The following is a 24827-nucleotide window of genomic DNA, read 5'->3' as shown; positions in this document are numbered from 1 at the left end:
CTTCGTCAGGGCTCTTGTCAGTGCAGTCCGGCAAGCTGGAGGAGCAGGGCTTTCACATCGGTGGCCGCTACGCGGCCGTCGACGGCGCGGGGGGTGGAGCACAGGATGAGCGGACCTTCGCCGTCGCTCTCGGGGAGGCGGCCGTGGCTGCCGCGGACAGGTGAGGGGTCGAGGGGCACGACCGCCATGCGGTAGCGCATGCCGAGCTTCTTGCGGGCGAGTGCGGTGGCCGCTTTCACGCGTACGTACGGATCGAGGGGGTCCATGAAGAGTTCGACCGGGTCGTAGCCGGGTTTGCGGTGGATCTCGACGAGCTGGGCGAAGTCCGGGGCCTTCGCGTCGTCGAGCCAGTAGTAGTACGTGAACCAGGCGTCGGGCTCCGCCACCGCGACCAGCTCGCCGGAGCGTGGGTGGTCGAGGCCGTGGCTCTTCTTGCCCTCGTCGTCGAGGAGTTCGGCGACGCCTTCGAGGTCCGCGAGAGCGGCGCGGGCGGCTGCCATGTTCTCGGGGTTCTCGGGGTGTCGGACGTAGACGTGCGCGAGCTGGTGGTCGGCCACGGCGAACGCCCGTGAGGTCATGGGGTCCAGATACTCCATGCCGTCCTGGGTGTGGACCTCGACGAGGCCGGCGCGGCGCAGGGCCCGGTTGATGTCGACGGGTCGCGAGACGCGGGTGATGCCGTACTCGGAGAGCGCCACGACCGTACGGCCCTCGGCCCTCGCGTCGTCGAGCAGCGGTGCGAGGGCGGCGTCGAGGTCGGCCGCGGCGCGGTGCGCGCGGGGGTCGTCGGGGCCGTAGCGCTGGAGGTCGTAGTCGAGGTGCGGGAGGTAGCACAGGGCCAGGTCGGGGTGGCGGGTGCGCAGGATGTGGCGCGTGGCGTCGATGATCCATTGGGAGGAGACGAGGTCGGCGCCGGGGCCCCAGAAGTGGAAGAGGGGGAACGTGCCGAACCGGTCGGTGAGTTCGTCGTGGAGGGACGGGGGCCGGGTGTAGCAGTCGGGTTCCTTGCGGCCGTCGGCGTAGTAGACGGGGCGTGGGGTGACGGTGTAGTCGGTGTCGGCGCCCATCGCGTACCACCAGCAGATGTTGGCGACGGTGTAGCCGGGATGGGCGCGGCGGGCGGCGTCCCAGATCTTGTCGCCGGCGACGAGGCCGTTGTGCTGGCGCCACAGGAGTACTTCGCCGAGTTCGCGGAAGTACCAGCCGTTGCCGACGATGCCGTGCTCGGCGGGGGTGGTGCCGGTGAGGAAGGTCGACTGGGCGGCGCAGGTGACGGCGGGCAGGACGGTGCCGAGGGGGGCCTGGGAGCCGGATTGGGCGAGCCGCCCGAGGTGCGGCATGTGGGCGAGCAGCCGCGGGGTGAGGCCGACGACGTCCAGGACGAGCAGGGGCGTGGGGCCGCCGTTGGCGGGTGTCTCGGTCACGGCAGCTCCTTGAGGCCGAGGTCGACCAGGAGGTCGCGGGCGAGGACGAGTTCGGCGGCGATCCCCTCGGCGAGCTGGGTGCGGTTGCGGGGGCGCAGCTCGGGCGGGAGGGCCTGCCAGGTGTACGTCTCGACCTCCAGGTGCCGGGTGAGGGGCGCGGGGCCGCCGACGAGGCGGGCGAGGGCGTCCTGGAGCACCGGGAGGGTGGAGGTGAGCGGCGGGGCGGGCGGGGCGTGCAGGGGAACGTGGAAGTGGGCGCGCCAGGGGGCGCCGTCGGGGAGCACCGCCCCGGTGAGGGCCTCGTCGAGGTCGTCGGTGCCGCGCAGGCCGGCCGCGGTGCGGGTGCGGGTCTGGTGGAGGAAGCGGGGTTCGGCGAAGGCGGCGAGGGCTTCGCGCACCTCGGGGAGGTGGGGGTGCTCGGCGTGCAGGGCGGCGGAGAGCTGGGCTTTGGGGAGGGTGACGCCGGCCGCGGTGAGCGCGTCGAGGGCGGTCGCCGGATCCTCGAAGGAGGTGGCGAGGTGGCAGGTGTCGACGCAGACGCCGACGCGCGGGGAGGCCAGGTCGGTGAGGGGGCCGATGGCGTCGGCGGTGGTCTCGACGGTGCAGCCCGGCTCGGGTTCCAGACCGACGCGGACGGACTTGCCCGTCAGCTCCTCCAGTACGTCGAGGCGCTCCCCCAGGGTGGTGAGCGCCGTGCGGGCGGCCTGGGCGGCGGCCGCGCCGAAGGGGACGCGCCAGGCGAGCGGGAGGGTGGAGATCGTGCCCTCGGTGACGTCTTCGGGCAGCAGCGCGGCGAGGAGGTGGGCGAGGTCCGTGGTGTGGTCGAGCCGCGGGGCCTCGGTCCAGTCGGGCCGGTAGACGCGGTACTTGACCTCTTCGGCGCCGAACCCGGCGTACGGGAAGCCGTTGAGGGTGACGACTTCCAGTCCGCGTCTGTCCAGTTCGCCGCGCAGGCCGCGCAGGGCCGCCGGGTCGGTGATCAGGGCGCGCGCGGCGTCCCTCGCGAGCCACAGACCGATGCCGAGGCGGTCGCGGCCGAGGCGTCTGCGGACGGGCTCGCAGTGGTCGCGCAGCTGCGCGAGGACGCCGTCGAGGGTCTCGGCGGGGTGGACGTTGGTGCAGTACGCGAGGTGGACGGTGGAACCGTCGGGGTGGCGGAAGCGCATGGTGGCTGTCCTCCTTCTCATTCCCCGCCGCGGAGGATGGAGTTGCCCTCGTGGAGCGGCTCGGGGGCGTCGGTCACGTCGAGCCGCAGGCGGCCGCTGAGGCCGTAGAAGGCGACGGGGTTGCGCCACAGGACCTGGTCGACGTCGTCCTCGGTGAAGCCGGCGGCGAGCAGGGCGTCGCCGACCTTGCGGGTCTTGAGCGGGTCGCTCTTCCCCCAGTCGGCGGCGGAGTTGACCAGTACCTTCTCCGTGCCGTGGTCCTTGATGACGGCGACCATACGGTCCTCGTCCATCTTGGTGTCGGGGTAGACGGAGAAGCCGAGCCAGCAGCCGCTGTCAGTGGCGGCCTTTACGGTTGTCTCGTTGAGGTGATCGAGCAGGACGCGCTCCGGGGGGAGGTCCGATTCACGGATGACGGCGACGGTGCGGTGGAGACCGGCGAGCTTGTCGCGGTGCGGGGTGTGCACGAGGGCGGGCAGCCCGTGGTCGGCGGCGAGCTGGAGCTGGGCGGCGAGGGCGGTGTCCTCGGCGGGCGTCATGGAGTCGTAGCCGATCTCGCCGACGGCGACGACGGAGTCCTTGACGAGGTAGCGGGGAAGCGCGTCGAGAACGGGGGTGCAGCGGGGGTCGTTCGCCTCTTTGGGGTTGAGGGCGAGCGTGCAGTGGTGGGCGATGCCGTACTGGGAGGCGCGGAAGGGCTCCCAGCCGAGGAGCGTGTCGAAGTAGTCGAAGAAGCTGGCGGGCGAGGTACGGGGCTGGCCCAGCCAGAAGGACGGCTCGACGACGGCGCGCACTCCGGCGGCGTACATCGCCTCGTAGTCGTCCGTGGTGCGGGAGGTCATGTGGATGTGGGGGTCGAAGATGCGCATCAGGACTCCTCGGTGGGGGCGGCCGTGACGTGGGGGCGGTCCGCCGTGTCCGGGCGGGCGGTGGTGTCCCGGTCGCCGGGCGCGTCCGGGGCGGTTGCCGTGTCCGGGCCGGTTGCCGTGTCCGGGCCGGTTGCCGTGTCCGGGCCGGTTGCCGTGTCGCGGTCGGCCGTGAGGGCGAGGACGCGGTGGAGATCGTCCGGTACGGGGCGGCTCGCGGCGGTGCGTTCGGCGGCGTAGTCGCGGAGCATCCGGGCCAGTTCGGCGTCGGCCCGGGCGCGCGGGGCCAGGCCGTCGACGGCGTCCACCGGCACTCCGGTGAACAGGCACTTGAGAACGGCGTGCCGCCAGGCGTGCTGATCGAGGTGCTCGGCGGCGTACGGGCCGACGGCCGCGGCCACGAGGCGGGTGTCGTTGGTGCGCAGGGCGTCTTCGACGAGCGGAAGGGCGGAAGCCGGGGGGATGTGCGCGCTCAGGTGCGGCAGGGCGAGCAGAACGGCGCGGCGTTCGGCGGCGGTGCCGTGCGTGTAGAGGCGGGTGGTGGTGTCGTGGTCGGCTCGTACGGTGTGCAGGATCAGGACGCGGGCGGCGTCGGCGAGGTCCTGGGCGCTCGGGCCGGACGGGCCGCCCTGGGCGGGGCGGCAGTGACGCCCGGCTTCGGCGAACCGGATCTCCCAGGTGGGGAGGGCCCACGCGGACCGGCCCGCAGCCCCGGCCCCCGCCTCGGCTTCGTCCCCCGCTGCGGCCTCCGCCTCCGCCAGCGCCTCGTGGAGCCAGACGCGGTCCGCACCCGCCAGATGTCCTTCGAGTGCGGCTTGCAGGGCGGGGGCCGGTGCGCCGTTGGTCAGTTCGGTCAGTGCCGTCGGCATCGCGCGTCACCCCCCGCCGGAACGAGCGGTCCGGCGGGCAGCGCCCCACGCAGGAAGTCGAGGGACTGTGCGGCCAGGGCGGGCCCGGCGTGCGAGTGGCGGGGCAGTTCGACGACCGTCAGGCCCTGGTAGCCGCTGGTGGCGAGTGCCTCCAGTACCGGCGGGAAGTCGATCTCGCCGTCCCCGAACGGCAGATGCTCGTGCACACCCCGGCGCATGTCCTCGATCTGCACGTGCCGCAGCCACGGAGCGGCCTCGCGCACGCAGTCGGCGGGCGAGGACGGTTCCAGGCACTGGCAGTGGCCGATGTCCAGGGTCAGGCCGAGGGAGGAAGGGTCGCCGAGGGCACCGCGCAGGTGGTGGAAGTCGGCGAGAGTGGCGAGGAGGTGACCGGGTTCCGGCTCGACGGCGAGCGGTACGCCGGCGGTGGCGGCCGCGTCGGCCACGGGGGCGAGCGATGCCGTCAGCCGCTGCCAGGCGGTGTCGGGCGGGGTGCCGGCCGGGGTGACGCCGCTGAAGCAGTGGACGGCGTGGGCGCCCAGGTCCGCCGCCACGCCTACCGCCGTGACGAGCAGGCCGACGCGGGCGGCGCGGCCGGCCGGGTCCGGGTCGAGCAGGGACGGACCGTGCTTGCGGCGCGGGTCGAGCACGTACCGCGCGCCGGTCTCGACGGTCACGCCCAGGCCGAGCTGCGACAGCCTGCGGGCCACGCGGGCCGTTTCGGCGGCGAGTCCGGGGGCGAGGGGGTCCAGGTGCATGTGGTCGAGCGTCAGCCCGACGCCGTCGTACCCGAGGTCGGCGAGGAGGGCGAGGGCGTCGTCCAGCCGCAGGTCGGTGAGCCCGTTGGTCCCGTAGCCGAACCGGACGGGCCCGGGTGCGGAGCGGGGGCCGGGGCCGGAGTGACGTACGGGGTCGCCGGTCATGTGGGACTCACCTTTCGCGACAGTTTGCGGGCGACGGGCACGAGCCCGAGGAGCGCCGCCCCGGTCCCGGCCGCACCGCTACGGGCGGCGAGCGCGGCCTGCAGCGGGATCATGGCCCGGATCCCGCCGCCGACGGCCCGCTGGGTGAGGGCCGGCGAGGGGTTGAGCACGGCGTGCAGGAACGGCTTGGCGGCGGTGCGGAAGTAGGCGGCGGCCGCGAGGCCGGCGGGGGTCGCCAAGTGGGTGGCGACTCTGTGGCCTCGGTGGCGGGCGCGTGGTTGCCGGGTGGCCGGCGCGGGTGCGCCACCGGCTCCCCGGGGCGGCGCCACGGCGCCCGCGTCACCGGGGCGGGTGCGGGCGGTCAGGGTGGCCAGTACGGCGGTTGCCGCGAGGGCGGCGAGAGGCGCTGTGGTGGAGCCGCCCTGCGTTTCCCGGCGCGAGACCGCCGTGACGGCGTAGGTGTGCGCGCCGAGCACGGTCGCGGCGGTCAGTGCGTCGCGTCCTGGGGTGGGCCGTGTCCTGCGGCCCTCGTTCCTCGCCCCGCCGCCGGGCGCACCGAGGATTCCCTCCGGACCCCGCTCGACGGACGCCGGACGGGCCGGGTCCCGGCGCCGCGCATGGCCGGCCGCGTCGTGAGCGCCTGCCCCGGCCGCAGCGGGCCCGCCCGGCGGCCGAAAGCCTCGGGAAGCAGCGAGACGCGCGGGGAGAGTGTCCGACCGGGCCCGTGTCGCCGTCGCCGTCGCGCCCAGGAGCAGGTCCAGGGCCCGGGCCGCGGCCATCGCCGCGGGGGCCGCCGGGGTGTGCTTCAGGCGCAGGTCGTACGCCCAGATCGTGGCGGCCAGCCCCGAGGCCACCGCCAGCGCCGGCCGGCCCGCCCCGGCGGCCAGCGCGAGGCCCGCGGCCGTCAGCGCGCCCGACGCCGCCAGGGCGGCCCGAGGTGTGACGCGGCCCGAAGGGATGGGGCGGTGCGGACGGTCCACCGCGTCCTCGGCGCGATCCGCCCAGTCGTTGAGCGCCATGCCCGCCTCGTACAGGCACAGCGAGGCTCCCACGGCCAGCGCCGTTCCGCGGTTCGGCCGTACGCCGACGGACGCCGCGCCCGCCACCGCGTCGCCCGGGACGGTGAACAGGGCGGACACGCGCAGGAGTTGCGCCCACGCGGCCGCGCGCGCGGCCGGCCTCATCGGGCCGCCCGCAGCCGCGCCCCGAAGCCGAGCAGCGCCTCGTACTGCGCCGCGAGCGCCGCCGGGCCGCCGTCGTCCGGGTCCTTGAAGTAGAAGCCCAGCTCCGGCAGCGGGCCGGACACGCCCACCTCGTGGGCGCGGGCCACCAGCCGGGCGAGGTCCAGCACCAGCGGCGCCGCGAGCGCCGAGTCGCAGCCCTGCCACGTCGTCTGGAGCGTCATCCGCGAGCCGAGGAAGCCGTCGAAGGCGATGTGGTCCCACGCCGTCTTCCACTCGCCGAGCGCCGGTACGTCGTCGATGTGGACGTCGCCCTCGGGCAGCACGCCGAGCGTGTCGGCCAGTACCCGGTTCTTGCCCGCGTTCTTGGCCGCAGCCGCGGCCGGGTCGGCCAGCGCCGCCCCGTCCCCGCCGCCGAGCAGGTTCGTGCCGGACCACGCCCGTACGGACAGGGCGCGCTGGACGAACATCGGGGCGAGTACGGAACGGAGCAGCGTCTGGCCCGTCTTGCCGTCGCGTCCCGCGTGGGGAAGGCCACTGGCCGTGACGGCGTCCTGGAGGGCCGGTGCGCGCAGCCCGGTGGAGGGGGTGAAGTTGACGTACGGGCAGCCTGCCCGCAGCGCCGCGGCCGCGTAGAGGGAGCTGGGCGGCAGGGTGTCGGGGTCCGCGGGCGCGGGTTCGGTCGAGGCCACGTTGACGACCACGACCCGGTCCAGGCACTGGCGCCGGGCGAAGTCGCGCAGGTCCGCCGCGAACGTGCCGATGAGTTCCTCGTCGCCGCGCGTGTCCCCGGGCAGGGGGCCGCCGGTGCGGATCTCCCGGTCGGCGGCGGCCAGTTCGCTGCGTACGGCGGAGGCCAGACCGTACGGCAGGACACCGCCGGCCTCCAGTTCCTCGGCCCGTTTGGGCAGGGGGCAGCTCACCGTGTCGTGTCCGCCGAAGACGAGCGAGGCGAGCGGGGCCAGCCCGCTCCCGGCGAACGGCGGGGTCTCGGTGACGAGGCCGTCCGGGGCGTGCAGCCCCGCCGTGAGCGCCGCGCAGCCCGCGACGGCGGTGGTGGCGACGGAACCACGCGCTCCGACGAACCACACGCCGGTCCGTGCCGTTGCCGTGTGCGCCGTCGTGCCTTCGGATGGGGTGGTCACGGGCTGCCTCCCTGCCAGAGCGATGGAGAGATGGAGAGGTGGGGAAGTGGAGCGGGCGTGCGGAGGTGCGGTGAGGCGGGAAACGCGTGGACGAGGTGGGGGCGGCGGGCGGGGGCTCGGCGTGCTCCCGCCCGCCGCCGGTCCTGGGGGCGGCCGTCAGGAGCCGTTGCTCACCGCCGTCTCCTTGAGCTTGATGTTGCGGAAGGAGACCTGGTCGCCGGCGCCGTGGTTCTGGATGCCGATGTGCCCCTCGGCCAGGCTGCGCGCGGGATCGGTGTTCGTGAAGTCGTTGATCTTCACGCCGTTGAGGAAGAGCCGCAGCCGTTCTCCCCCGACCCTGATCTCGTACGTGTTCCACTCCCCCGGCGGGTTGAGCGCGGCGTCCCGGGCGGCGATGTTCGCCGCCTTGAAGCCGTACACGGACCCGGTGGTGCGGTCGGGGGCGTCGGTCGCGTCGATCTGGATCTCGTACCCCTTGTCGACGGCCGACCACGGGTCGTCGGAGGCCGGGAAGCCCACGAAGATCCCGGAGTTGTCGTCACCGGCCATCTTCCAGTCGAGCTTGAGCGAGTACGACTTCAGCTCCTTGGCCTGGTACCAGAGCATGCCCATGCCGCCGACGGAGTTCAGCGTGCGGTCGTCCTTGATCTCGAAGGAGCCGGGGCCGGCCTGCTTCCAGCCTTCGTGGGTCTCGCCGTTGAAGATCGGCCGGTAGCCCTTGGAGGGCTTGCAGTCGGCCTTGGCGATGCCGGTCGCGTAGAGCAGCCCGCCGAGCAGGTGCTTGCGGAAGGCCGGTTCGGCGTACGACTCCTTCGTGTGACCGCCGCCCGTGTAGAAGGAGCGCCCGCCCTCGTACGGCTGGCACCAGGCGATCGGGTGGTCGCCCTTCATGTTCCCGCCGGTGTAGCTCGTCTCGTCGAGGGTGGCCAGGACGCGGGCCTGGTCGCGGGGGTTGGTGCGGTAGTTGTACCACTCGTCGGTGCGCTGCCAGGTGCTGTCCAGGTGCGCGGTGGCGGGGTGGTCGTGGTCCTCGACGCGTACGGTCGCCGACTGGATCTGCGGGTGCGAGTCGAAGTGCGCGCCGACGAGTCCGCCGTAGAACTTCCAGTCGTACTCGGTGTCGGCGGCCGCGTGGATGCCGAGGTAGCCGCCGCCGTCGGCGACGTACTGCTCGAAGACCGTCTGCTGGTGGGCGTTCAGCACGTCGCCGGTCGTGGAGAGGAACGCGACCGCGTCGTAGCGGGCGAGGTTCTGCGGGGTGAACTGCCTGGCCTCCTCGGTCGCGTCGACGGCGAGGCCGCGCTGCGCGCCGAGTTCCTTGAGCGCGGTGATGCCCGTCGCGATGGAGTCGTGGCGGAATCCGGCGGTCTTGGAGAAGACCAGGACCCGCTTCTTGGGGGTGGCGTCGCCCCTCGCCGTCGAGAAGGTGAAGTCGTCGAGGTCGTAGAGCGCTCCCGCGCCGCCCTTGAAGACCAGGTAGAGCGTGGTGGTGCCGGCCGGGGGCCGCTTGATGGTGGTGGTGACGTCCTGGAAGACGTCCCAGCCGCCCGTGACGGGGACGACGGTGGAGCCGATGAGCCTGCCGTCGGGCGCTCCGGTACGGACTTCGAGGGTGCCGCCCGCTCCCCCGGAGGAGACGCGTGCGGTGAGGGAGGTGGCGTCTCCGACCCGGTAGGGCTTGAAGGCGATCCAGTCCCCGTCGTCGATGTCGCCGACGGTCTTGCCGCCGTGCGCGGCCGGCTTGCTCTGCGGTGCGACGCCGCTCTGGCTTGCGTAGTGCTCGGCCTGGCGCTGCTTGGGCTGGAGCACCTTCTGGTCGTGGGTCGTCAGCGGCTCCTGGCCGCCGCCTCCGCCGTCCGTGTACTCGGCGTCGAACACCGCGAAGATGTTGGCGTTGGGGTCGTGGCTGCTGTCGGCCGGGGTCTTGATGGTGCCGGTGCAGCCGTTGGCCGAGGTGATCGGGTGGCCGTGGCTGTCGTGGCCGAGGACGTACGTCACCTTGACCTTGGCGCAGTCGACCGTGCCGTCCTCGGGGTCGGTGACCTTCACCTTGAAGGGCACGTCGTCGCCGAAGGTGAAGAGCTGGCCGTCGCCGGGCAGTTCGAGCGTCACCTTGGGCGCGGTGTTGCCGACGACGATCCGCACGCTCGCCGAGCCGGTGCGCCCGGTGCTGTCCTTGGCGGTGACGGTGGCGGTGTAGGTGCCGTTCCTGCGGTACGTGTACGTGGGGTTGGCCGCCGTCGACGTGCCACCGTCGCCGAAGGTCCAGGAGTACTTCAGGGCGTCGCCGTCGGAGTCCGTCGTCCCCGCGGAGGAGAACCTCACGCGCAGCGGGGCCTGGCCCGAGGTCTTGTCGGCCGCGGCCTCCGCGACGGGCGAGTGGCCGCTGGTGGCGTTCTCGATGCGGTAGAGGCCGGAGTTCTCGTTGCCGCCGAACCAGGCGGTGCCGTAGTCGAGGACGTACAGCGCGCCGTCGGGGCCGAAGGCGGAGTCCATGACCTGGGTGCCGGTCCACGGGACGGGGTTGATGGACTGCACGGCGCCGTTCGCGTCCTGCTCCACGCGCTTGATCCAGCGCCGGCCGAACTCGCCCGCGAAGAAGTCGCCGTCGTAGGCCTCGGGGAACTTCACCGGGGAGTCGAGGTCCTTGTCGTACCGGTAGACGGGTCCGCCCATCGGGGACTCCGAGCCGGTGCCGAACTCGGGGACCGAGCCGCCGTCGTACGGGATCCACGCCTCCTGGGCGGGGGGCAGGTCGGTCAGGCCGGTGTTGTGCGGCGAGGTGTTCTTCGGCGCGGCGCAGTCGAACTTCGCGCCGGACTCCTTCGTCGCGAAGTCGTAGTCGACGTACGCGTCGTTCTTGCCGGTGCAGAAGGGCCAGCCGAAGTTGCCGGGCTCGGTGACGCGGGCGAACTCGACCTGTCCGGCCGGGCCGCGTTTCGGGTCGGCGGCGCCGGCGTCGGGCCCGTAGTCGCCGACGTACAGGACGCCGGTGGGCTTGTCGACGCTGAAGCGGAAGGGGTTGCGGAAGCCCATGGCGTAGATTTCGGGGCGCGTCTTGTCGGTGCCGGGCGCGAACAGGTTGCCCTCGGGAACCGCGTACGAGCCGTCGTCGTTCACCTTGATGCGCAGGATCTTGCCGCGCAGGTCGTTGGTGTTGCCGGAGGTGCGACGGGCGTCGTACGCCGGGTTGCGGTCCGGGCGTTCGTCGATGGGGGTGAAGCCGTCGGAGGCGAAGGGGTTGGAGTCGTCGCCGGTCGAGAGGTAGAGGTTGCCCTGCGCGTCGAAGTCGATGTCGCCGCCGACATGGCAGCAGATGCCGCGGGTCGCGGGTACGTCGAGGATCTTCTTCTCGCTGGCGTTGTCGAGCGTGCCGTCGGCCTTGAGTTCGAAGCGCGAGAGCCGGTTGACGCCGTCGAACTTGGCGAAGTCGGCGGCCGTGCCCTCGTTGGGGGCGTCGCCCGCCGGCGTGTCCATCGGGGGCGCGTAATAGAGGTAGATGCGCCGGTTCTCGCTGAACTCCGGGTCGATGCCGATGCCCTGGAGGCCCTCTTCGTCGTGCGAGTAGACCGGGATGGTGCCGACGACACGCGTGTTGCCGGCCGCGTCGGTCATGCGGAGCTCGCCGTCGCGCGAGGTGTGCAGGACGCTGCGGTCGGGAAGCACGGCGAGCGACATGGGCTCGCCCGTCTCGGGCTCGCCCTTGGCGAGGGTGACCTGCTGGAAGTCCTCGGCGGCGGGTTCGGCGGCGGGCGCCGAACCCGCGCCGCCGATCGGTTCGGGGTGCTCGGCGGCGGTGGACACGGTGGGGGTCAGGGCGAGCGACGTGGCGGCGAGGAGGCCGCCGGTGAGGAGTGCGAGGGTTTTTCGGGCCGATCCGGCTCTGAGCCGTTTCCTGTGCACGAGTGTCCTCCGGGAGTGGGCCGGGCGGTGCTCGTCCTGCACCGGTGCCGGGCGGGAAGCTCTCTCAATACGGAACCGGCACCGGAATGCGCCGTCATACCGGTACCGGAGTCATGTCCTGTACACCTCAGGGACGGTAGCCGCGTTCGTCCGGAACGGAAAGCCCTTGTGCGGCAAGGAAGTTGAACTTTCTCCCGCCGCAGGACAAAGCGGCCGGGGCTCAGCCCGGACCGGCCCGGCGGCACTGTGCCGCCGGGCTGCCGTGCGCTGCCCCGCCCGGGGCCCCTCGCGGGGGGACGCGCCCCGGTGGCGGGGCCTAGTCCGCGCCCCCGAACGCCGCGTCGAACGACGCGCTCGGCGGGTCGAAGTCGTACCGCTTCAGCGTGGCGAGGGCTTCCGGCGCCCCTGTGAGGCGGTCCATCCCCGCGTCCTCCCACTCCACCGAGACCGGCCCCTCGTATCCGATGGAGCGCAGCATCCGGAACACGTCCTCCCAGGGGACGTCACCGTGCCCGGCCGACACGAAGTCCCAGCCGCGCCGCGGGTCGCCCCACGGCAGGTGCGAGCCGAGGCGGCCGTTGCGCCCGTCGAGCCGCTTGCGCGCCTCCTTGCAGTCCACGTGGTAGATCCGGTCCCGGAAGTCGTACAGGAACCCGACCGGGTCCAGGTCCTGCCACACGAAGTGGCTCGGGTCGAAGTTCAGCCCGAACGCCGGCCGGTGCCCGACCGCCTCCAGGGCCCGCCGCGTCGTCCAGTAGTCGTACGCGATCTCGCTCGGGTGCACCTCGTGGGCGAAACGCACCCCCTCCGCGTCGAAGACGTCGAGGACGGGGTTCCACCGCTCGGCGAAGTCCTCGTACCCCCGCTCGATCATGCGCGGCGGTACGGGCGGGAACATCGCCACCAGGTGCCAGATCGAGGAGCCGGTGAAGCCGATGACCGTACGGACGCCGAAGGCGGCGGCGGCCCGGGCCGTGTCCGCCATCTCGGCCGCGGCCCGGCCCCGTACGCCCTCGGGTTCGCCGTCGCCCCAGATCCGCGCCGGCAGGATGGCCTGGTGGCGCTCGTCGATGGGCGCGTCGCAGACCGCCTGGCCGACCAGGTGGTTGGAGATCGCCCAGCATCCGAGGCCGTACTTGTCGAGGAGCTGGTGCCGTCCTGCCAGGTAGCCGGGTTCGTTCAGCGCCTTGTCGACTTCGAAGTGGTCGCCCCAGCAGGCGAGTTCGAGGCCGTCGTAGCCGAAGTCGCGGGCGAGTCGGCAGACCTCCTCCAGTGGCAGGTCGGCCCACTGGCCGGTGAAGAGGGTGAATGGTCGTGGCATGCGGGAACGGCCCTCCTACGGGAGTGCGGGGAGTACGGGCGTGTAGATAGCGTTCTTCTGGGCGCTCTCCTCCACCGCCGCCAGCACCCGCTGCACCCGCAGCCCGTCCGCGAAGGACGGCTCCGGGTCGGTGCCGGTGGCGATGGCGTGCAGCAGGTCGCGCGCCTGGTGGACGAAGGTGTGCTCGTACCCCAGGGCGTGGCCCGGCGGCCACCACGCCTCCAGGTACGGGTGCTGCGGCTCGGTCACCAGGATCCGGCGGAACCCGGAGGAGACGGCGGGCTCGGTGTGGTCGTGGAAGGACAGTTCGTTCAGCCGTTCCAGGTCGAAGGCCAACGAACCCCGCTCACCGTTGAGTTCGACGCTGAGCGCGTTCTTGCGGCCCGCCGCCGTGCGCGTCGCCTCGAACGAGGCCAGCGCCCCCGAGGCCAGCCGCGCCGTGAACAGGGCGGCGTCGTCGACCGTCACCGCACCGCGCCCGGCCCCCGTGGCCCCCGCCGCGAGCCCCGCCGAAGCGGCCGCCGGCAGCGGCCGCGACCGTACGAACGTCTCGGTCATCGCGGACACCCCCACCACCGGCTCGCCCGCCAGGTACTGCGCGAGGTCGACGATGTGCGCCCCCAGGTCGCCGAGCGCGCCCGAGCCCGCGTGCTCGCGCTGGAGCCGCCAGGTCAGGGGGAAGTCCGGGTCGACGAGCCAGTCCTGGAGATAGGTGACGCGTACGTGCCGGAGCGCCCCGAGCCGCCCCTGGGCGACCAGCCGCCGGGCGTACGTCATGGCGGGAACCCGGCGGTAGTTGAAGCCGACCATCGCCACCTGGCCCCGCGCCCGGGCGCGCTCGGCGGCGGCGGTCATCGCCTCCGCCTCGGCGACCGAGTTGGCCAGCGGCTTCTCGCACAGCACGTGCTTGCCCGCTTCGAGCGCGGCGACGGCGATCTCGGCGTGGCTGTCGCCCGGCGTGCAGATGTCGACGATCTGTACGTCGTCGCGGGCGATCAGGTCACGCCAGTCGGTCTCCGCCGCCGCCCATCCGTGCTGGTCCGCCGCGGCGCGCACGGCCACCGCGTCGCGTCCGCAGACGGCCGCCAGGACCGGCCGTACCGGCAGGTCGAACACGCGGCCCGCGGTGCGCCAGCCCTGCGAGTGGGCGGCTCCCATGAACGCGTACCCGACCATGCCGACGCCGAGCGCCGGCGACCGCACACCGGCCGGCGCGCCCGTTCCGGCGGCTGTCCCGGCCTCTGTCTCCGTCTGTGACTCTTCCCTGCGGGCCATACGGATTCCTCCTCGTCGAACTCGTCACTCGCACGGTGGGGGGCAGGCGGGCGCCGCGGCCCGGTCAGCTGAAGCCCGTCGGCAGGTACTCGTCGACGTTGTCCTTGGTGACGACGGCCGAGTAGAGGGTGATCGAGGCCGGGATCTCCAGTTCCGACATCCCGCCCACCCCCTTGCCCTGGCCCAGCGCGCGGGCCAGGTCGATGGCGGAGGCGGCCATGGTCGGCGGGTAGAGGACGGTGGCCTTCAGCACGCTGTTGTCGGCCTTGATGGCGTCCATCGCGGCCTTGGCCCCGGCCCCGCCGACCATCAGGAAGTCGTCGCGCCCGGCCTGCTCGATGGCACGCAGGGCGCCCACGCCCTGGTCGTCGTCGTGGTTCCACAGCGCGTCGAACTGCTTCTGCGCCTGGAGCAGCTGGGCCATCTTGGCCTGCCCGGACTCGACGGTGAAGTCGGCCGCCTGGCGGGCCACGCGCTTGATGTTGGGGTAGTTCTTGAGGGCGTCCGCGAAGCCCTGGCTGCGCTGCTTGGTCAGCTCCAGGTTGTCGAGCCCCGCGAGCTCCACCACCTTGGCGTTCTTCTTGTCCTTGAGCCGCTCGCCGATGTAGTTGCCCGCGTTGAGGCCCATGCCGTAGTTGTCGCCGCCGATCCAGCAGCGGTAGGCCTGCGGGGACGCGAAGACGCGGTCCAGGTTGATGACGGGGATGCCCGCCTTCATCGCCTGGAGGCCGACCTGGGTGAGGGCCTTGCCGTCGGCCGGCAGGATCACCAGTACGTCGACCTTCTTGTTGATCAGCGTCTGGACCTGGCCGATCTGCGCGGCCGTGTCGTTCGACCCCTCGGTGATCTCCAGGGTCACCTCGGAGTACTTCCCGGCGCGTGACTTCGCGTTCTCGTTGATGGCGTTGAGCCAGCCGTGGTCGGCCTGCGGGCCCGCGAAACCGATCGTGACCTTCTTGCCGGGCTTGTCGTCGGAGGCGGCCGGCTCGTTGTTCGCGGCCGGTTCCTTGGTCTTGGGCTCGTTGCTGGTGCAGGCGGTGAGCAGAGCGCCGGCGGACACGGCGGCGGTGCCGAAGAGCAGTCCTCTGCGACTGGTTTCTGGCATGGCGGTTCCAACCCTTCAGGTCAGGGCGTGCGGGACGGGGCGGGGGGAAGCGGGAGAAGGAGAAAGGGAGACGGGCGACAGCGGCCCGGATCAGATCGCGCCGTCGCGCGCGGTGCGGCGCTGGACCAGGACGGCGGCGACGATGATGGCGCCCTTGGCGATCTGCTGGACGTCGCTCTGGAGGTTGTTGAGGGCGAAGATGTTGGTGATGGTGGTGAAGACCAGGACGCCGAGCACGGAGCCGACGATGGTGCCCCGGCCGCCGCTGAGCAGCGTCCCGCCGATGATGGCCGCCGCGATGGCGTCGAGTTCGTACAGGTTCCCGTTGGTGTTCTGGCCCGAGCCGGACAGGACGACCAGGAGGAAGGCGGCGATTCCGCAGCACAGTCCGGACAGCAGGTAGAGGTAGAGGCGCTGGCGGCGTACGTCGATCCCGGCGAGCCTGGCCGCTTCCGCGTTGCCACCGACCGCGACGGTGCGCCGCCCGAAGGTGGTGCGGTTGAGCAGCAGCCAGCCGACGACGGTGACGACGGCGAAGACCAGCACGAGGGGCGGTATGCCGAGGACGTAGGAGTCGGGGACGCCGAGGTCCAGCACGGAGTCGACGGTGACGATCTGCGTCTTGCCGTCGGTGATCTGCAGGGCGAGGCCGCGGGCCGACGCCAGCATGGCGAGCGTCGCGATGAACGGCACCATCCCGCCGTACGCGATGAGCAGCCCGTTGACGAGCCCGCAGGCGAGACCCACGACGACCGCGGTGAAGAGGATGCCCGCGAAGCCGTACTCCTGCGTCGCGAGCGTCGTCGCCCACACCGAGGCGAGGGCCACGATCGCGCCGACCGACAGGTCGATGCCGCCGCTGGTGATGACGAAGGTCATGCCGACGGTGACGACGCCGATGACGGACGCCTGGGTGAGGACGAGCTGGAGGTTGCTGCTGTCCAGGAACTGCTCGGGTTTGGTGAAGCCGCCGACCGCGACCAGGACCGCGAGGACGCCGAGCAGCGACAGGTTGCGTACGTCCGGGCGCAGCCCGGCCGGCTGCCGCGCGGGCGTCTTGGCGGGGGTGGCGGCCGGTCCGTCCTGCTGGTGCCGCTGCGCCGGCGAGACTGGCTGCGTCATGGCGTGGGGCTCCCTTCCATCACGAGGTCGAGTACGCGGTGCTCGTCGAGCTCCCGGGCGGGCGCGGTGTGGACGACGCGGCCCTCCCTGAGCACCAGCACCCGGTCGGCGAGGCCCAGGACTTCGGGGACCTCGCTGGATACGAGAAGTACCGCGAGGCCTTCGTCGGCCAGCCGGCGGATCACGGCGTACAGCTCGGCCCGCGCGCCGACGTCGACGCCGCGCGTCGGCTCGTCGAGCAGCAGGACGCGGCAGCCGCGCAGCAGCCAGCGGGCGAGGACGGCCTTCTGCTGGTTGCCGCCGGAGAGGGTGCGGACGGGGGCGTCGGGGTTGTCCGGCCGCAGGGACAGTTCGCGGGTGGCGGCACGGGCGGCCTCGCGTTCGGCCGTACGGTCGAGCCAGCCGCCGCGCGAGAAGCGGGACAGGGTCGACACGGACACGTTGCGCGTGACGGATTCGAGCATCAGCAGGCCCTGGGCCTTGCGCTCCTCGGGGGCGAGTCCGATGCCGGCGCGGACGGCGGCGCGGACGCTGCCGGGGCGCAGGGGCCGGCCGTCGACGAGCACACGGCCGGTGCTGGGTTTGCGCGCGCCGTAGACCGTCTCCAGGACCTCGGAGCGCCCGGAGCCGACCAGTCCGGCGAGACCGACGATCTCGCCGGGGCGGACGTCGAGGTCGAGCGCCGCGAACTCCCCGTCCCTGGACAGTCCTTCGACGCGCAGAACCGGTTCCGCCCCGGCGGCCCGAGCACCGTCCCCGGGCCGCCGGGGGAAGACGTACTCGACGTCGCGGCCGGTCATCAGCGCGACGACGTCACGGGTCGGAGTGCTCCTGGCGGGCAGGCCGACCGCGACCGCGCGGCCGTCCTTGAGTACGGTCACGCGGTCGCCGATGCGCCGGATCTCCTCCAGCCGGTGGGAGATGTAGACGACGGCGACGCCGTCCGCCGTGAGTCCGGCGACGATGCGGAAGAGGTTGTCGACCTCGTCGGGGTCGAGGGCGGCGGAGGGCTCGTCCATCACGATGAGGCGTACGTCGTGGGAGAGGGCCCGCGCCATCGACACGATCTGCTGCTGGGCGGCGGAGAGCGAGCCGACGAGGCTGCCGGCGTCGATCTCGGCGTGGCCGAGGCGTTCGAGGAGGGCGGTGGCCGAGGCGCGGGCCTGTCTGCCGCGTACGACGAAGCCGGCGGTGGTGGGTTCGTGGCCGAGGAAGATGTTCTCGGCGACCGACAGGCCCTCCACCAGGTCGAGTTCCTGGTAGATGGTGGCGATGCCCAGGCGCATGGCGGCGATGGGCGACTTGAGCGTGACGGCGGCCCCCTGCCAGGTGATCTCGCCGCCGTCGGGCTGGTGCACGCCGGCGAGGACCTTGATGAGGGTGGATTTCCCGGCGCCGTTCTGGCCGAGCAGGCAGTGGACCTCGCCGGCCTGGACCTCCAGGTCGACGCCGTCGAGGGCCCGGACACCGGGGAAGGACTTGGTGATGCCGGACATGGTGAGAAGAAGGGGCGGGGCTGCTGGGGCTGCTTGCGGTGGTGCCATGACGGTTCCCCTCGGCTGGTGCGGCGGCCGGTGAGCGAGCAGGGCAGGACGGAGCAGGGGCAGTACGGGTACGGGTGGTGCGGGCGGTTCGGGAGGTACGGCTGGGACGAGCGGGACGGAAAGAAGCGGGCAGGCGGGCAGGACGGAGCTGGGCACGGCGGAGCCGGCGCTGTGAGGTGGTGCCGTTCGCGTTGCGTGTGGCGTACGGGTCGTACGGGCGCCGGCCGGGTCAGGCCGGCGAGAACAGGTGGTCGCTGATGAGCCTGGCCGCGCCGATCACGCCGGCGGCGGCCCCCAGCTCGCCCAGGACGATGGGCAGGTTGCCGGTCGCCAGCGGCAGCGACTGGCGGTAGACCTGGGTGCGGACGCTGGCGAGCAGGGTGTGGCCGAGGCCGGTCACCCCGCCGCCGATCACCACGAGCCCGGGGTTGAAGAAGCTGACGAGTCCCGCGATGACCTGGCCGACGCGGTTGCCGCCCTCGCGGATGAGATCGAGCGAGGTGGCGTCGCCGGCGGCCGCCGCGGCGGCCACGTCGGCGGCCGTGAGCCGTCCGGCCGCGTCGAGGCGCGCCGCCAGTTCGGGCGAGCGGCCGGAGCGGGCCGCGTCCTCGGCGTCGCGGGCGAGCGCGGCGCCGCTGAAATGGGCTTCCAGGCAGCCCTTGTTGCCGCAGGCGCAGGACCGGCCCTCCGGTTCGACCTGGATGTGGCCGATGTCGCCGGCGCTGCCGGTCGTGCCCCGGTAGACCTCGCCGCCGACGACGATGCCGCAGCCGATGCCGGTGCCGATCTTGACGCAGAGGAAGTCGCCCACCGAGCGTGCGACACCCGCGTGCTGCTCCCCCATCGCCATCAGGTTCACGTCGTTGTCGACCATGACGGGGCAGCCCAGCTCCTGGCTGAGTGCCTCGCGTACGGGAAAGCCGTCCCAGCCGGGCATGATCGGCGGCGCGACCGGCACGCCCTCCGGGAAGCGGACCGGGCCCGGCACGCCGATGCCCGCGCCGTCGAAGCCCTCGGCGAGGCCGGACGCCTTGAGCTTGGCCGCCAGGGCGAGGGCCTGCTCGAAGACCGCGACCGGGCCCTCCCGTACGTCCATGGGGTGGTTGAGGTGGCCGAGCACCTCCAGCTCGGCGTTGGTGACGGCCACGTCGATCGAGGTGGCGCCGATGTCGATGCCGAGGAAGCGCAGGGCGGGCGCGAGCCGGATGTTGTGCGAGCGGCGGCCGCCCCGGGAGGCGGCGAGGCCGTCGGCGACGACCAGGCCGGTGTCGAGGAGCCGGTCGACCTCGACGGCGAGTTTGGAACGGGAGAGATCGATCTGATCGCCCAGCTGGGCGCGGGAGTTGGGTCCGCCGTCACGCAGCAGACGGAGCAGCCGCGCCTGATGCGCGTTCGCCGGTCGAGCCGTCATCCGTCTCACGTGCCCCTCCCTGCCTCATCGGCCGTTCACTGCCGGGCTTTGGAGGGGAACGTAGCAGCGGCTGCCGGGAGTGGGAAGAAGTTGCGCGGGAATCCACCTCAACTTTCTCCACACCGAGGACAAAGACGGTTCCGTGCACAAACGGCCCCGCCGTGCGGCTGGTTGGCGGGGGGCGGGCAGGGCGCGCGGTGACGAAGTGCGGCCGGGCCACCCGCGTACAGGCCGCTCGTTCCCGGCCACCCGTGTGCAGGGGCGCTCGCTCAGGCGGCGCGCTCGTGGTACGTCGTGCGGGTGTGCTCCGTGTGGGCGCGCATGATCTCGGTGGCGCGCCGCTCGTCGCGGTCCGCGATGGCGGCGATCAGCTCGCGGTGCTCGATCCAGGACTGCATGCCGCGCTGCCGGGCGACGGGCGTGTAGTACCAGCGGACGCGCCGGCCGACCTGCGCCGCCAGCTCGGTGAGCACGACGTTGCCCGCCAGCTCCATGACCTTGGCGTGGAACTGGGCGTTGAGCGACACGGCGAGGTCCACGTCGTCGTCCGCGACCGCCCGCTCACCCTTCGCGCACACCTCTTCGAGCGCGGCGATCGCGGCCGGCCCGGCGCTCGCGGCGGCGAGCCTGGCCGCCTCCGCCTCCAGCAGCGTGCGGACGGACAGGAGCTGGTCGGCCTCTTCCTCGGTGGGTTCGTGCACGAACGCGCCCTGCGCGGGCCGCAGATCGACCCACCCCTCGGTGTTGAGCCGCTGCAACGCCTCACGGACGGGCTGCCTGGACACCCCGAGGTGCCCGGCGAGCTCGGACTCGATCAGGTGCTGGCCGGGCCGCAGGGTCCGGGTCGTGATGAGTTCGAGCAGCGCCTCGTACACGCGCTCGCGGAGTGGTCCCGGCCTCTCCAGCCTGGGTACGGTCCCTTGCGGCAGTCCTGCGGACAACATCGCGGTGTCCCCCTTCGGGCCAACATCGGCGAGCGCGGACGAATTGGCTATCGTCTACAGTCTACCGATCGCGATCGCCGATCGGGGGTATGCCGAGCTCCTCGTCACGCCGGGCGCCGTCCGGCGCGTCAGGGGCAGCGGATGACCTGGCCGGCGTACGAGAGGTTGCCGCCGAAGCCGAAGAGCAGGACCGGCGCGCCGGACTCGATCTCGCCGCGCTCGATCAGCTTGGACAGGGCCATGGGGATGCTGGCCGCCGAGGTGTTGCCGGAGTCGACCACATCGCGGGCGATCACCGCGTTCACGGCGCCGATCTTCTGCGCGACCGGCTCGATGATCCGCAGGTTCGCCTGGTGCAGTACGACCGCCGCCAGCTCCTGGGGCGTCACACCGGCCCGCTCGCAGACCTTGCGCGCGATGGGCGGCAGCTGGGTGGTGGCCCAGCGGTAGACGGACTGACCCTCCTGGGCGAAACGCGGGGGCGTGCCCTCGATCCGTACGGCGTGGCCCATCTCCGGCACCGAACCCCAGAGCACCGGGCCGATGCCCGGCTCCTCGTCGTCGGCGCACGCCTCGACGACCGCGGCGCCCGCGCCGTCGCCGACGAGCACGCAGGTGGTGCGGTCGGCCCAGTCGGCGATCTCGGCCATCTTGTCGGCGCCGATCACCAGGGCCCGGGTCGCGGATCCGGCCCGTACGGCGTGGTCGGCGGTGGCGAGGGCGTGCGTGAAGCCCGAGCAGACGACGTTGAGGTCCATGACCGCCGGCGACTTCATCCCGAGGCGGGCCGCCACCCGCGCCGCCATGTTGGGCGAACGGTTGATCGCGGTGGAGGTGGCGACCAGGACCAGGTCCACGTCGGCCGGGGTGAGCCCGGCGGCGGCCAGGGCCTTGGCCCCGGCGTGCGCGGCCAGCTCGTCGACGGGCTCGTCGGGGCCCGCGACGTGGCGGGTCTTGATGCCCACCCGGCTGGTGATCCACTCGTCGGTGGTGTCGACCATGGCCGCCAGATCGTCGTTCGTGAGCACCTTGGCAGGCTGATAGTGCCCGAGCGCGACGACTCGTGAGCCGGTCATTGGCGGTTCCACCCCTCTTTGCGGACAGTCGGAACGGTCCAGTCTTCTTTGTGACTCACCGGTACGAGGGCAGGTGAACCGACAGGATTCGCTCCCGACTCTTTGGAGCTTCCTGCTGACGGCAACCCTTGACCACCCACATACTGTAGACAATATTCTGTCGACCATACTCGCTCCCCCTCACTCGGTCCGTCAACCGATCGGAGAGCCCCGTGAAAGTCGCAGTTGTCGGCGCCGGAGCCATCGGCGCGTATGTCGGGGCCGCGCTGCACCGCGCCGGCGCCGAGGTCCATCTGATCGCCCGTGGCCCGCACCTCGCCGCCATGCGCCGGGACGGTGTCCGGGTGCTCAGCCCGCGCGGCGACTTCACCGCGCGGCCCGCCGCGACGGACGACCCGGCCGAGGTCGGGCCCGTCGACTACGTCTTCCTCGGCCTCAAGGCGAACTCCTACGCCGCGTCGGGCCCGCTCGTACACCCGCTGCTGCACGACCGGACGGCGGTCATCGCCGCCCAGAACGGCATCCCCTGGAGGGCCTTCCACGGCCTGCCGGGGCCGCACGCCGGCCGCCGCATCGAGAGCGTCGACCCGGCGGGCACGGTCAGCGCGACCCTGCCACCGGCACGCGCCATCGGGTGCGTCGTGTACGCCGCCACCGCACTGGAGGCCCCCGGTGTCGTACGGCATCTGGAAGGCACCCGCTTCTCCATCGGCGAGCCGGGCCGTGAGGTCTCCCGCCGCTGCCTCGACTTCAGCGAGGCCATACGGGCGGGCGGCCTGAAGTGCCCCGTGGAACCGGACCTCAGGAACGACATCTGGATCTGCCGCCATCCGGACACCCGCGCGCTCGTCGAGTCGATGATGCGCGAGACGCTGGCGGTCGCCACCGCGGTGGGCTGCCGCCCCGGGATCTCCGTGGAGCGGCGGATCACGGGCGCCGAGCGCGTCGGCGACCACAAGACGTCCACCCTCCAGGATCTGGAGAAGGGCAAACCGCTCGAACTCGACGTCCTGCTCGCCGCCGTCGTCGAACTCGCCGGCGTGACCGGCACCCCCGTACCGACGCTGCGCGCGATCCACGCGCTGGCGGACCTGCTGGCCCAGACCTCCTCCTCGTCCGGAAGCGCACCGTGAAAAGGAAAGACAGGCAGCCCACGCAGTACGCACGGCTGACCCACCCGCTCGTCCGCGACTCCGAGGTTGTCCTGCGCCGAGCGGGCTGGGACGAGATGAACTACGTCGCCCGGAAGTTCACCCGGGTGGTCATGGGCACCAGCAACGTCGACTCGTGCAACCGGACGTGCCACGCGCCGAGCGTGGCCGGGCTCTCGGCGGCGTTCGGCTCGGGCGGCGGCACCTCGTCGTACGAGGAGGTGGAGCACACCGACCTGATCCTGATGCGGACGGTACGGCGCGGGCGTGCAGCCGCTGCGCGGGCAGAACAACGTCCAGGGCGGCGGCGACATGGGCGCCATCCCGAACCGGCTGCCCGGCTTCCAGGACATCCTCGACCCGGTGGCGCGGGGCAAGTTCGAACGTACCTGGGAGACGGTCATCCAGCCCCGGTACGGCATGACGCTGACGGGGATGTTCGAGGCGATGGAGAGCCGCGAGCTGCGGGCGGTCTACTGCATCGGCGAGAACCCGGCCCAGTCGGAGGCCGACAGCGAGCAGGCGAGGATCGACAACGAGCTCTACGTCCGCGACGACGACAAGTGCATCCTCTGCCTCAAGTGCGTCGACGCGTGCGGGGAGCAGTGGCAGAACACCTTCGCCATCGCCGTCGCGGGCCGGGGCTTCGACGCCCGCATCTCGGTGGAGCAGGACGCCCCGCTGACGGACTCGGTGTGCGCGTACTGCGGCGTCGGCTGCAACCTCACCCTGCACGTGCAGGACAATGAGATCGTCAAGGTCACCTCGGCGCACGACAACCCGGTGACCCACGGCAACCTGTGCATCAAGGGCCGGTTCGGCTACCAGCACGTACAGCAGCGCTGACCGCGCGGATCACGAAGAACCCGAGGAAACGGACTGATCACCATGGGACGGGTCACCGAGCGCCGCCGCGTCATCCGCGTCCGGGACGGGGCGGTGAGCACCCGGCCGGACACGCTGGTCGCCGAGGAGCCGCTGGAGATCCGCCTGAACGGCAAGCCCCTCGCGATCACCATGCGCACGCCCGGCGACGACTTCGCGCTCGCGGCCGGGTTCCTGGTGAGCGAGGGAGTGCTGGGCGCCGCCGAGGAGGTGCGGTCGATCGTGTACTGCGCGGGGGCGACGGCGGACGGTTCCAACACGTACAACGTGGTGGACGTGCGGCTGGCCCCCGGCGTCCCGGTCCCCGACATCACCCTGGAGCGCAACGTCTACACGACGTCGTCGTGCGGCCTGTGCGGCAAGGCCAGCCTGGACGCGGTCCGCACCACGGCCCGCTTCCCGATCGCCGACACTCCCCCGGTCCGTCTGACGCCCGAACTGCTCGCCGGCCTCCCCGACCGGCTCCGCGCGGCGCAGCAGGTGTTCGACAGGACCGGGGGTCTGCACGCGGCGGCGCTCTTCTCGGAGGAGGGCGAACTGCTCGACGTGCGGGAGGACGTGGGCCGGCACAACGCGGTCGACAAGCTCGTGGGCCGGGCGCTCACGGACGGGCGCCTGCCGCTGTCGCGGGCGGTGCTGCTGGTCTCGGGGCGGGCCTCGTTCGAGTTGGCGCAGAAGGCGGTCATGGCCGGGATCCCGGTGCTGGCGGCGGTCTCGGCGCCTTCCTCGCTGGCCGTGGACCTGGCGGCCGAGACGGGTCTGACCCTGGTCGGCTTCCTGCGCGGACCCAACATGAACGTGTACGCGGGCGACGAGCGCATCGCCCTGCACTCCGGGGTCTGACGCGCCCCGCGACACGGGATACGGGCCCGGCCGGCGGGGAGCGCCCCCTGCGCGGCCGGGCCTCTCCGCTCGCCGGTCCTCTCCGCTCGCGGACCGGACCCGCGCTAGCGCTTGCCGCGGCGGGCGCGCTGCCTGGCCTCGGCCGGTGGCGGGATGAACTGGAGCGCGAGGGTGGCGGGGGGTTTCGCGACGCCGGGGCCGCCGGCCGCGACCCAGGCGAGGATGTCGTCCGTGCAGTCGTCGTCCAGCGCCCAGCCGACCCAGGCGGCGCGGCCGCCTCTGCGGCGGCCCTCCGTGGAGGGCTGGACGACCACGACGTTGGCCTGGCCGCACGGGCCGAGGCAGTCGCTGGTACGCACGAGCAGCCGCCCGCCGGACGCGGCGGCCGCGTCGCGCAGACGGCGCAGCTGGCCCTCGTGGTCCGTGCCGGGGTTCTTCCGGGCGTCGCCGCAGCAGCAGCCTCGGCACACGGTGAGGGCGCAGGGGCGGGGCCCGAAGGGACGTATCGCGGAAGTCACTTGACGATCTTGCCAGCCGGGCGCGGTGGGGCGTCGGCGCCCGGCGGGAGGGGTTGGTCACGTTTGTGGCCGGGGCCCTTCGCGGCGATCCGGGCCCCTTCACACGCCGGTCGGGCTCAGCGCTCCCCGGCCGCACACACCCGTCGGACCCACCC

19 protein-coding genes and 2 pseudogenes are annotated in these 24827 nt (G+C 72.6%); 4 read left to right on the top strand and 17 right to left on the bottom strand.

The window, feature by feature from the left end; translation table 11 throughout:
- Positions 1 to 17 precede the first annotated feature (17 nt).
- The 16 genes from IE185_RS17405 to IE185_RS17330 all read right to left on the bottom strand — a co-directional run bounded on the left by IE185_RS17405 (position 18) and on the right by IE185_RS17330 (position 21275).
- Positions 18 to 1424, bottom strand: a complete 1407-nt coding sequence (locus IE185_RS17405) for an alkaline phosphatase family protein (RefSeq protein ID WP_189715463.1) — start codon at positions 1422 to 1424, stop codon at positions 18 to 20.
- Complete coding sequence (gene eboE, locus IE185_RS17400; protein ID WP_189715461.1) at positions 1421 to 2590, bottom strand: metabolite traffic protein EboE; 1170 nt, start codon at positions 2588 to 2590, stop codon at positions 1421 to 1423. Before eboE ends, IE185_RS17405 begins: the two co-directional genes overlap by 4 nt.
- A 17-nt stretch (positions 2591 to 2607) precedes the next feature.
- Positions 2608 to 3459 carry a TatD family hydrolase gene (locus IE185_RS17395; protein ID WP_138899322.1) on the bottom strand — a complete coding sequence of 284 codons (852 nt, stop codon included), beginning with the start codon at positions 3457 to 3459 and terminating at the stop codon, positions 2608 to 2610.
- Positions 3459 to 4325: an EboA domain-containing protein gene (locus IE185_RS17390; protein ID WP_189715459.1), complete on the bottom strand. Its 867-nt coding sequence runs from the start codon at positions 4323 to 4325 to the stop codon at positions 3459 to 3461. The genes IE185_RS17395 and IE185_RS17390 overlap by 1 nt, the downstream gene beginning before the upstream one ends.
- Entirely contained in the window at positions 4310 to 5248 is a 939-nt protein-coding gene (locus tag IE185_RS17385) for a sugar phosphate isomerase/epimerase family protein (protein WP_138898882.1), read from the bottom strand. The genes IE185_RS17390 and IE185_RS17385 overlap by 16 nt, the downstream gene beginning before the upstream one ends.
- Entirely contained in the window at positions 5245 to 6432 is a 1188-nt protein-coding gene (locus IE185_RS17380; RefSeq protein WP_138898881.1) for an SCO3242 family prenyltransferase, read from the bottom strand. Before IE185_RS17380 ends, IE185_RS17385 begins: the two co-directional genes overlap by 4 nt.
- Positions 6429 to 7574, bottom strand: a complete 1146-nt coding sequence (locus IE185_RS17375) for an inositol-3-phosphate synthase (protein ID WP_138898880.1) — start codon at positions 7572 to 7574, stop codon at positions 6429 to 6431. The genes IE185_RS17380 and IE185_RS17375 overlap by 4 nt, the downstream gene beginning before the upstream one ends.
- Before the next feature lie 156 nt (positions 7575 to 7730).
- Entirely contained in the window at positions 7731 to 11477 is a 3747-nt protein-coding gene (locus tag IE185_RS17370; protein WP_189715457.1) for a ThuA domain-containing protein, read from the bottom strand.
- A 316-nt stretch (positions 11478 to 11793) separates the two neighbouring features.
- Positions 11794 to 12798, bottom strand: coding sequence for a sugar phosphate isomerase/epimerase family protein (locus tag IE185_RS17365; RefSeq protein WP_138898165.1), 1005 nt, complete (start codon positions 12796 to 12798; stop codon positions 11794 to 11796).
- A gap of 15 nt (positions 12799 to 12813) precedes the next feature.
- Complete coding sequence (locus IE185_RS17360; protein WP_189715455.1) at positions 12814 to 14073, bottom strand: Gfo/Idh/MocA family protein; 1260 nt, start codon at positions 14071 to 14073, stop codon at positions 12814 to 12816.
- Positions 14074 to 14137: 64 nt separating this feature from the next.
- Positions 14138 to 15178, bottom strand: a complete 1041-nt coding sequence (locus IE185_RS17355; protein WP_138894214.1) for a substrate-binding domain-containing protein — start codon at positions 15176 to 15178, stop codon at positions 14138 to 14140.
- A 90-nt stretch (positions 15179 to 15268) separates the two neighbouring features.
- Positions 15269 to 16300 (bottom strand): ABC transporter permease, encoded by a 1032-nt coding sequence (locus IE185_RS17350; RefSeq protein ID WP_138894215.1) that lies wholly within the window; start codon positions 16298 to 16300, stop codon positions 15269 to 15271.
- Positions 16297 to 17844 carry a sugar ABC transporter ATP-binding protein gene (locus IE185_RS17345; protein ID WP_138894216.1) on the bottom strand — a complete coding sequence of 516 codons (1548 nt, stop codon included), beginning with the start codon at positions 17842 to 17844 and terminating at the stop codon, positions 16297 to 16299. The genes IE185_RS17350 and IE185_RS17345 overlap by 4 nt, the downstream gene beginning before the upstream one ends.
- Positions 17845 to 18073: 229 nt before the next feature.
- The gene (locus tag IE185_RS17340; protein WP_138894235.1) at positions 18074 to 19255 is read right to left on the bottom strand and encodes an ROK family transcriptional regulator; all 1182 of its coding nucleotides are present in this window, start codon (positions 19253 to 19255) and stop codon (positions 18074 to 18076) included.
- Positions 19256 to 19524: 269 nt separating this feature from the next.
- Positions 19525 to 20199, bottom strand: a complete 675-nt coding sequence (locus IE185_RS17335; protein ID WP_138894217.1) for a GntR family transcriptional regulator — start codon at positions 20197 to 20199, stop codon at positions 19525 to 19527.
- A 128-nt stretch (positions 20200 to 20327) separates the two neighbouring features.
- Positions 20328 to 21275 (bottom strand): beta-ketoacyl-ACP synthase III, encoded by a 948-nt coding sequence (locus IE185_RS17330; protein ID WP_138894218.1) that lies wholly within the window; start codon positions 21273 to 21275, stop codon positions 20328 to 20330.
- Between the two features lie 152 nt (positions 21276 to 21427).
- Between IE185_RS17330 and IE185_RS17325 the strand changes: the two genes are divergently transcribed.
- The 4 genes and pseudogenes from IE185_RS17325 to fdhD all read left to right on the top strand — a co-directional run bounded on the left by IE185_RS17325 (position 21428) and on the right by fdhD (position 24154).
- Positions 21428 to 22408, top strand: a complete 981-nt coding sequence (locus IE185_RS17325; protein ID WP_170198257.1) for a 2-dehydropantoate 2-reductase — start codon at positions 21428 to 21430, stop codon at positions 22406 to 22408.
- Positions 22405 to 22951: pseudogene (locus tag IE185_RS17320) on the top strand (molybdopterin oxidoreductase family protein); the annotation flags it as partial. The gene IE185_RS17325 and the pseudogene IE185_RS17320, both read left to right, overlap by 4 nt.
- Positions 22940 to 23272: pseudogene (locus IE185_RS17315) on the top strand (2Fe-2S iron-sulfur cluster-binding protein); the annotation flags it as partial. The pseudogenes IE185_RS17320 and IE185_RS17315, both read left to right, overlap by 12 nt.
- 42 nt (positions 23273 to 23314) lie before the next feature.
- Complete coding sequence (gene fdhD, locus IE185_RS17310; RefSeq protein ID WP_138894220.1) at positions 23315 to 24154, top strand: formate dehydrogenase accessory sulfurtransferase FdhD; 840 nt, start codon at positions 23315 to 23317, stop codon at positions 24152 to 24154.
- A gap of 104 nt (positions 24155 to 24258) precedes the next feature.
- Here fdhD and IE185_RS17305 read toward each other — a convergent pair whose 3' ends face one another.
- Positions 24259 to 24672 carry a (2Fe-2S) ferredoxin domain-containing protein gene (locus IE185_RS17305; RefSeq protein ID WP_138894221.1) on the bottom strand — a complete coding sequence of 138 codons (414 nt, stop codon included), beginning with the start codon at positions 24670 to 24672 and terminating at the stop codon, positions 24259 to 24261.
- Positions 24673 to 24827 lie beyond the last annotated feature (155 nt).

Origin of the sequence: Streptomyces chryseus (assembly GCF_014650755.1) — a bacterium.
In the GTDB taxonomy this organism is placed as follows: Bacteria; Actinomycetota; Actinomycetes; order Streptomycetales; family Streptomycetaceae; genus Streptomyces; species Streptomyces chryseus.
The sequence above is the reverse complement of the archived record's forward strand: the minus strand, read 5'-3'. Positions and strand labels throughout refer to the sequence as shown.

What these genes read in the sequence shown, in the direction of transcription:
- IE185_RS17340 (WP_138894235.1), bottom strand. Translation starts at nt 19,255, where the DNA reads ATGACGGCTCGACCGGCGAACGCGCATCAGGCGCGGCTGCTCCGTCTG.
- IE185_RS17390 (WP_189715459.1), bottom strand. Translation starts at nt 4,325, where the DNA reads ATGCCGACGGCACTGACCGAACTGACCAACGGCGCACCGGCCCCCGCC.
- IE185_RS17355 (WP_138894214.1), bottom strand. Translation starts at nt 15,178, where the DNA reads ATGCCAGAAACCAGTCGCAGAGGACTGCTCTTCGGCACCGCCGCCGTG.
- fdhD (WP_138894220.1), top strand. Translation starts at nt 23,315, where the DNA reads ATGGGACGGGTCACCGAGCGCCGCCGCGTCATCCGCGTCCGGGACGGG.
- IE185_RS17330 (WP_138894218.1), bottom strand. Translation starts at nt 21,275, where the DNA reads ATGACCGGCTCACGAGTCGTCGCGCTCGGGCACTATCAGCCTGCCAAG.
- IE185_RS17395 (WP_138899322.1), bottom strand. Translation starts at nt 3,459, where the DNA reads ATGCGCATCTTCGACCCCCACATCCACATGACCTCCCGCACCACGGAC.
- IE185_RS17350 (WP_138894215.1), bottom strand. Translation starts at nt 16,300, where the DNA reads ATGACGCAGCCAGTCTCGCCGGCGCAGCGGCACCAGCAGGACGGACCG.
- IE185_RS17380 (WP_138898881.1), bottom strand. Translation starts at nt 6,432, where the DNA reads ATGAGGCCGGCCGCGCGCGCGGCCGCGTGGGCGCAACTCCTGCGCGTG.
- IE185_RS17345 (WP_138894216.1), bottom strand. Translation starts at nt 17,844, where the DNA reads ATGGCACCACCGCAAGCAGCCCCAGCAGCCCCGCCCCTTCTTCTCACC.
- eboE (WP_189715461.1), bottom strand. Translation starts at nt 2,590, where the DNA reads ATGCGCTTCCGCCACCCCGACGGTTCCACCGTCCACCTCGCGTACTGC.
- IE185_RS17335 (WP_138894217.1), bottom strand. Translation starts at nt 20,199, where the DNA reads ATGTTGTCCGCAGGACTGCCGCAAGGGACCGTACCCAGGCTGGAGAGG.
- IE185_RS17385 (WP_138898882.1), bottom strand. Translation starts at nt 5,248, where the DNA reads ATGACCGGCGACCCCGTACGTCACTCCGGCCCCGGCCCCCGCTCCGCA.
- IE185_RS17360 (WP_189715455.1), bottom strand. Translation starts at nt 14,073, where the DNA reads ATGGCCCGCAGGGAAGAGTCACAGACGGAGACAGAGGCCGGGACAGCC.
- IE185_RS17365 (WP_138898165.1), bottom strand. Translation starts at nt 12,798, where the DNA reads ATGCCACGACCATTCACCCTCTTCACCGGCCAGTGGGCCGACCTGCCA.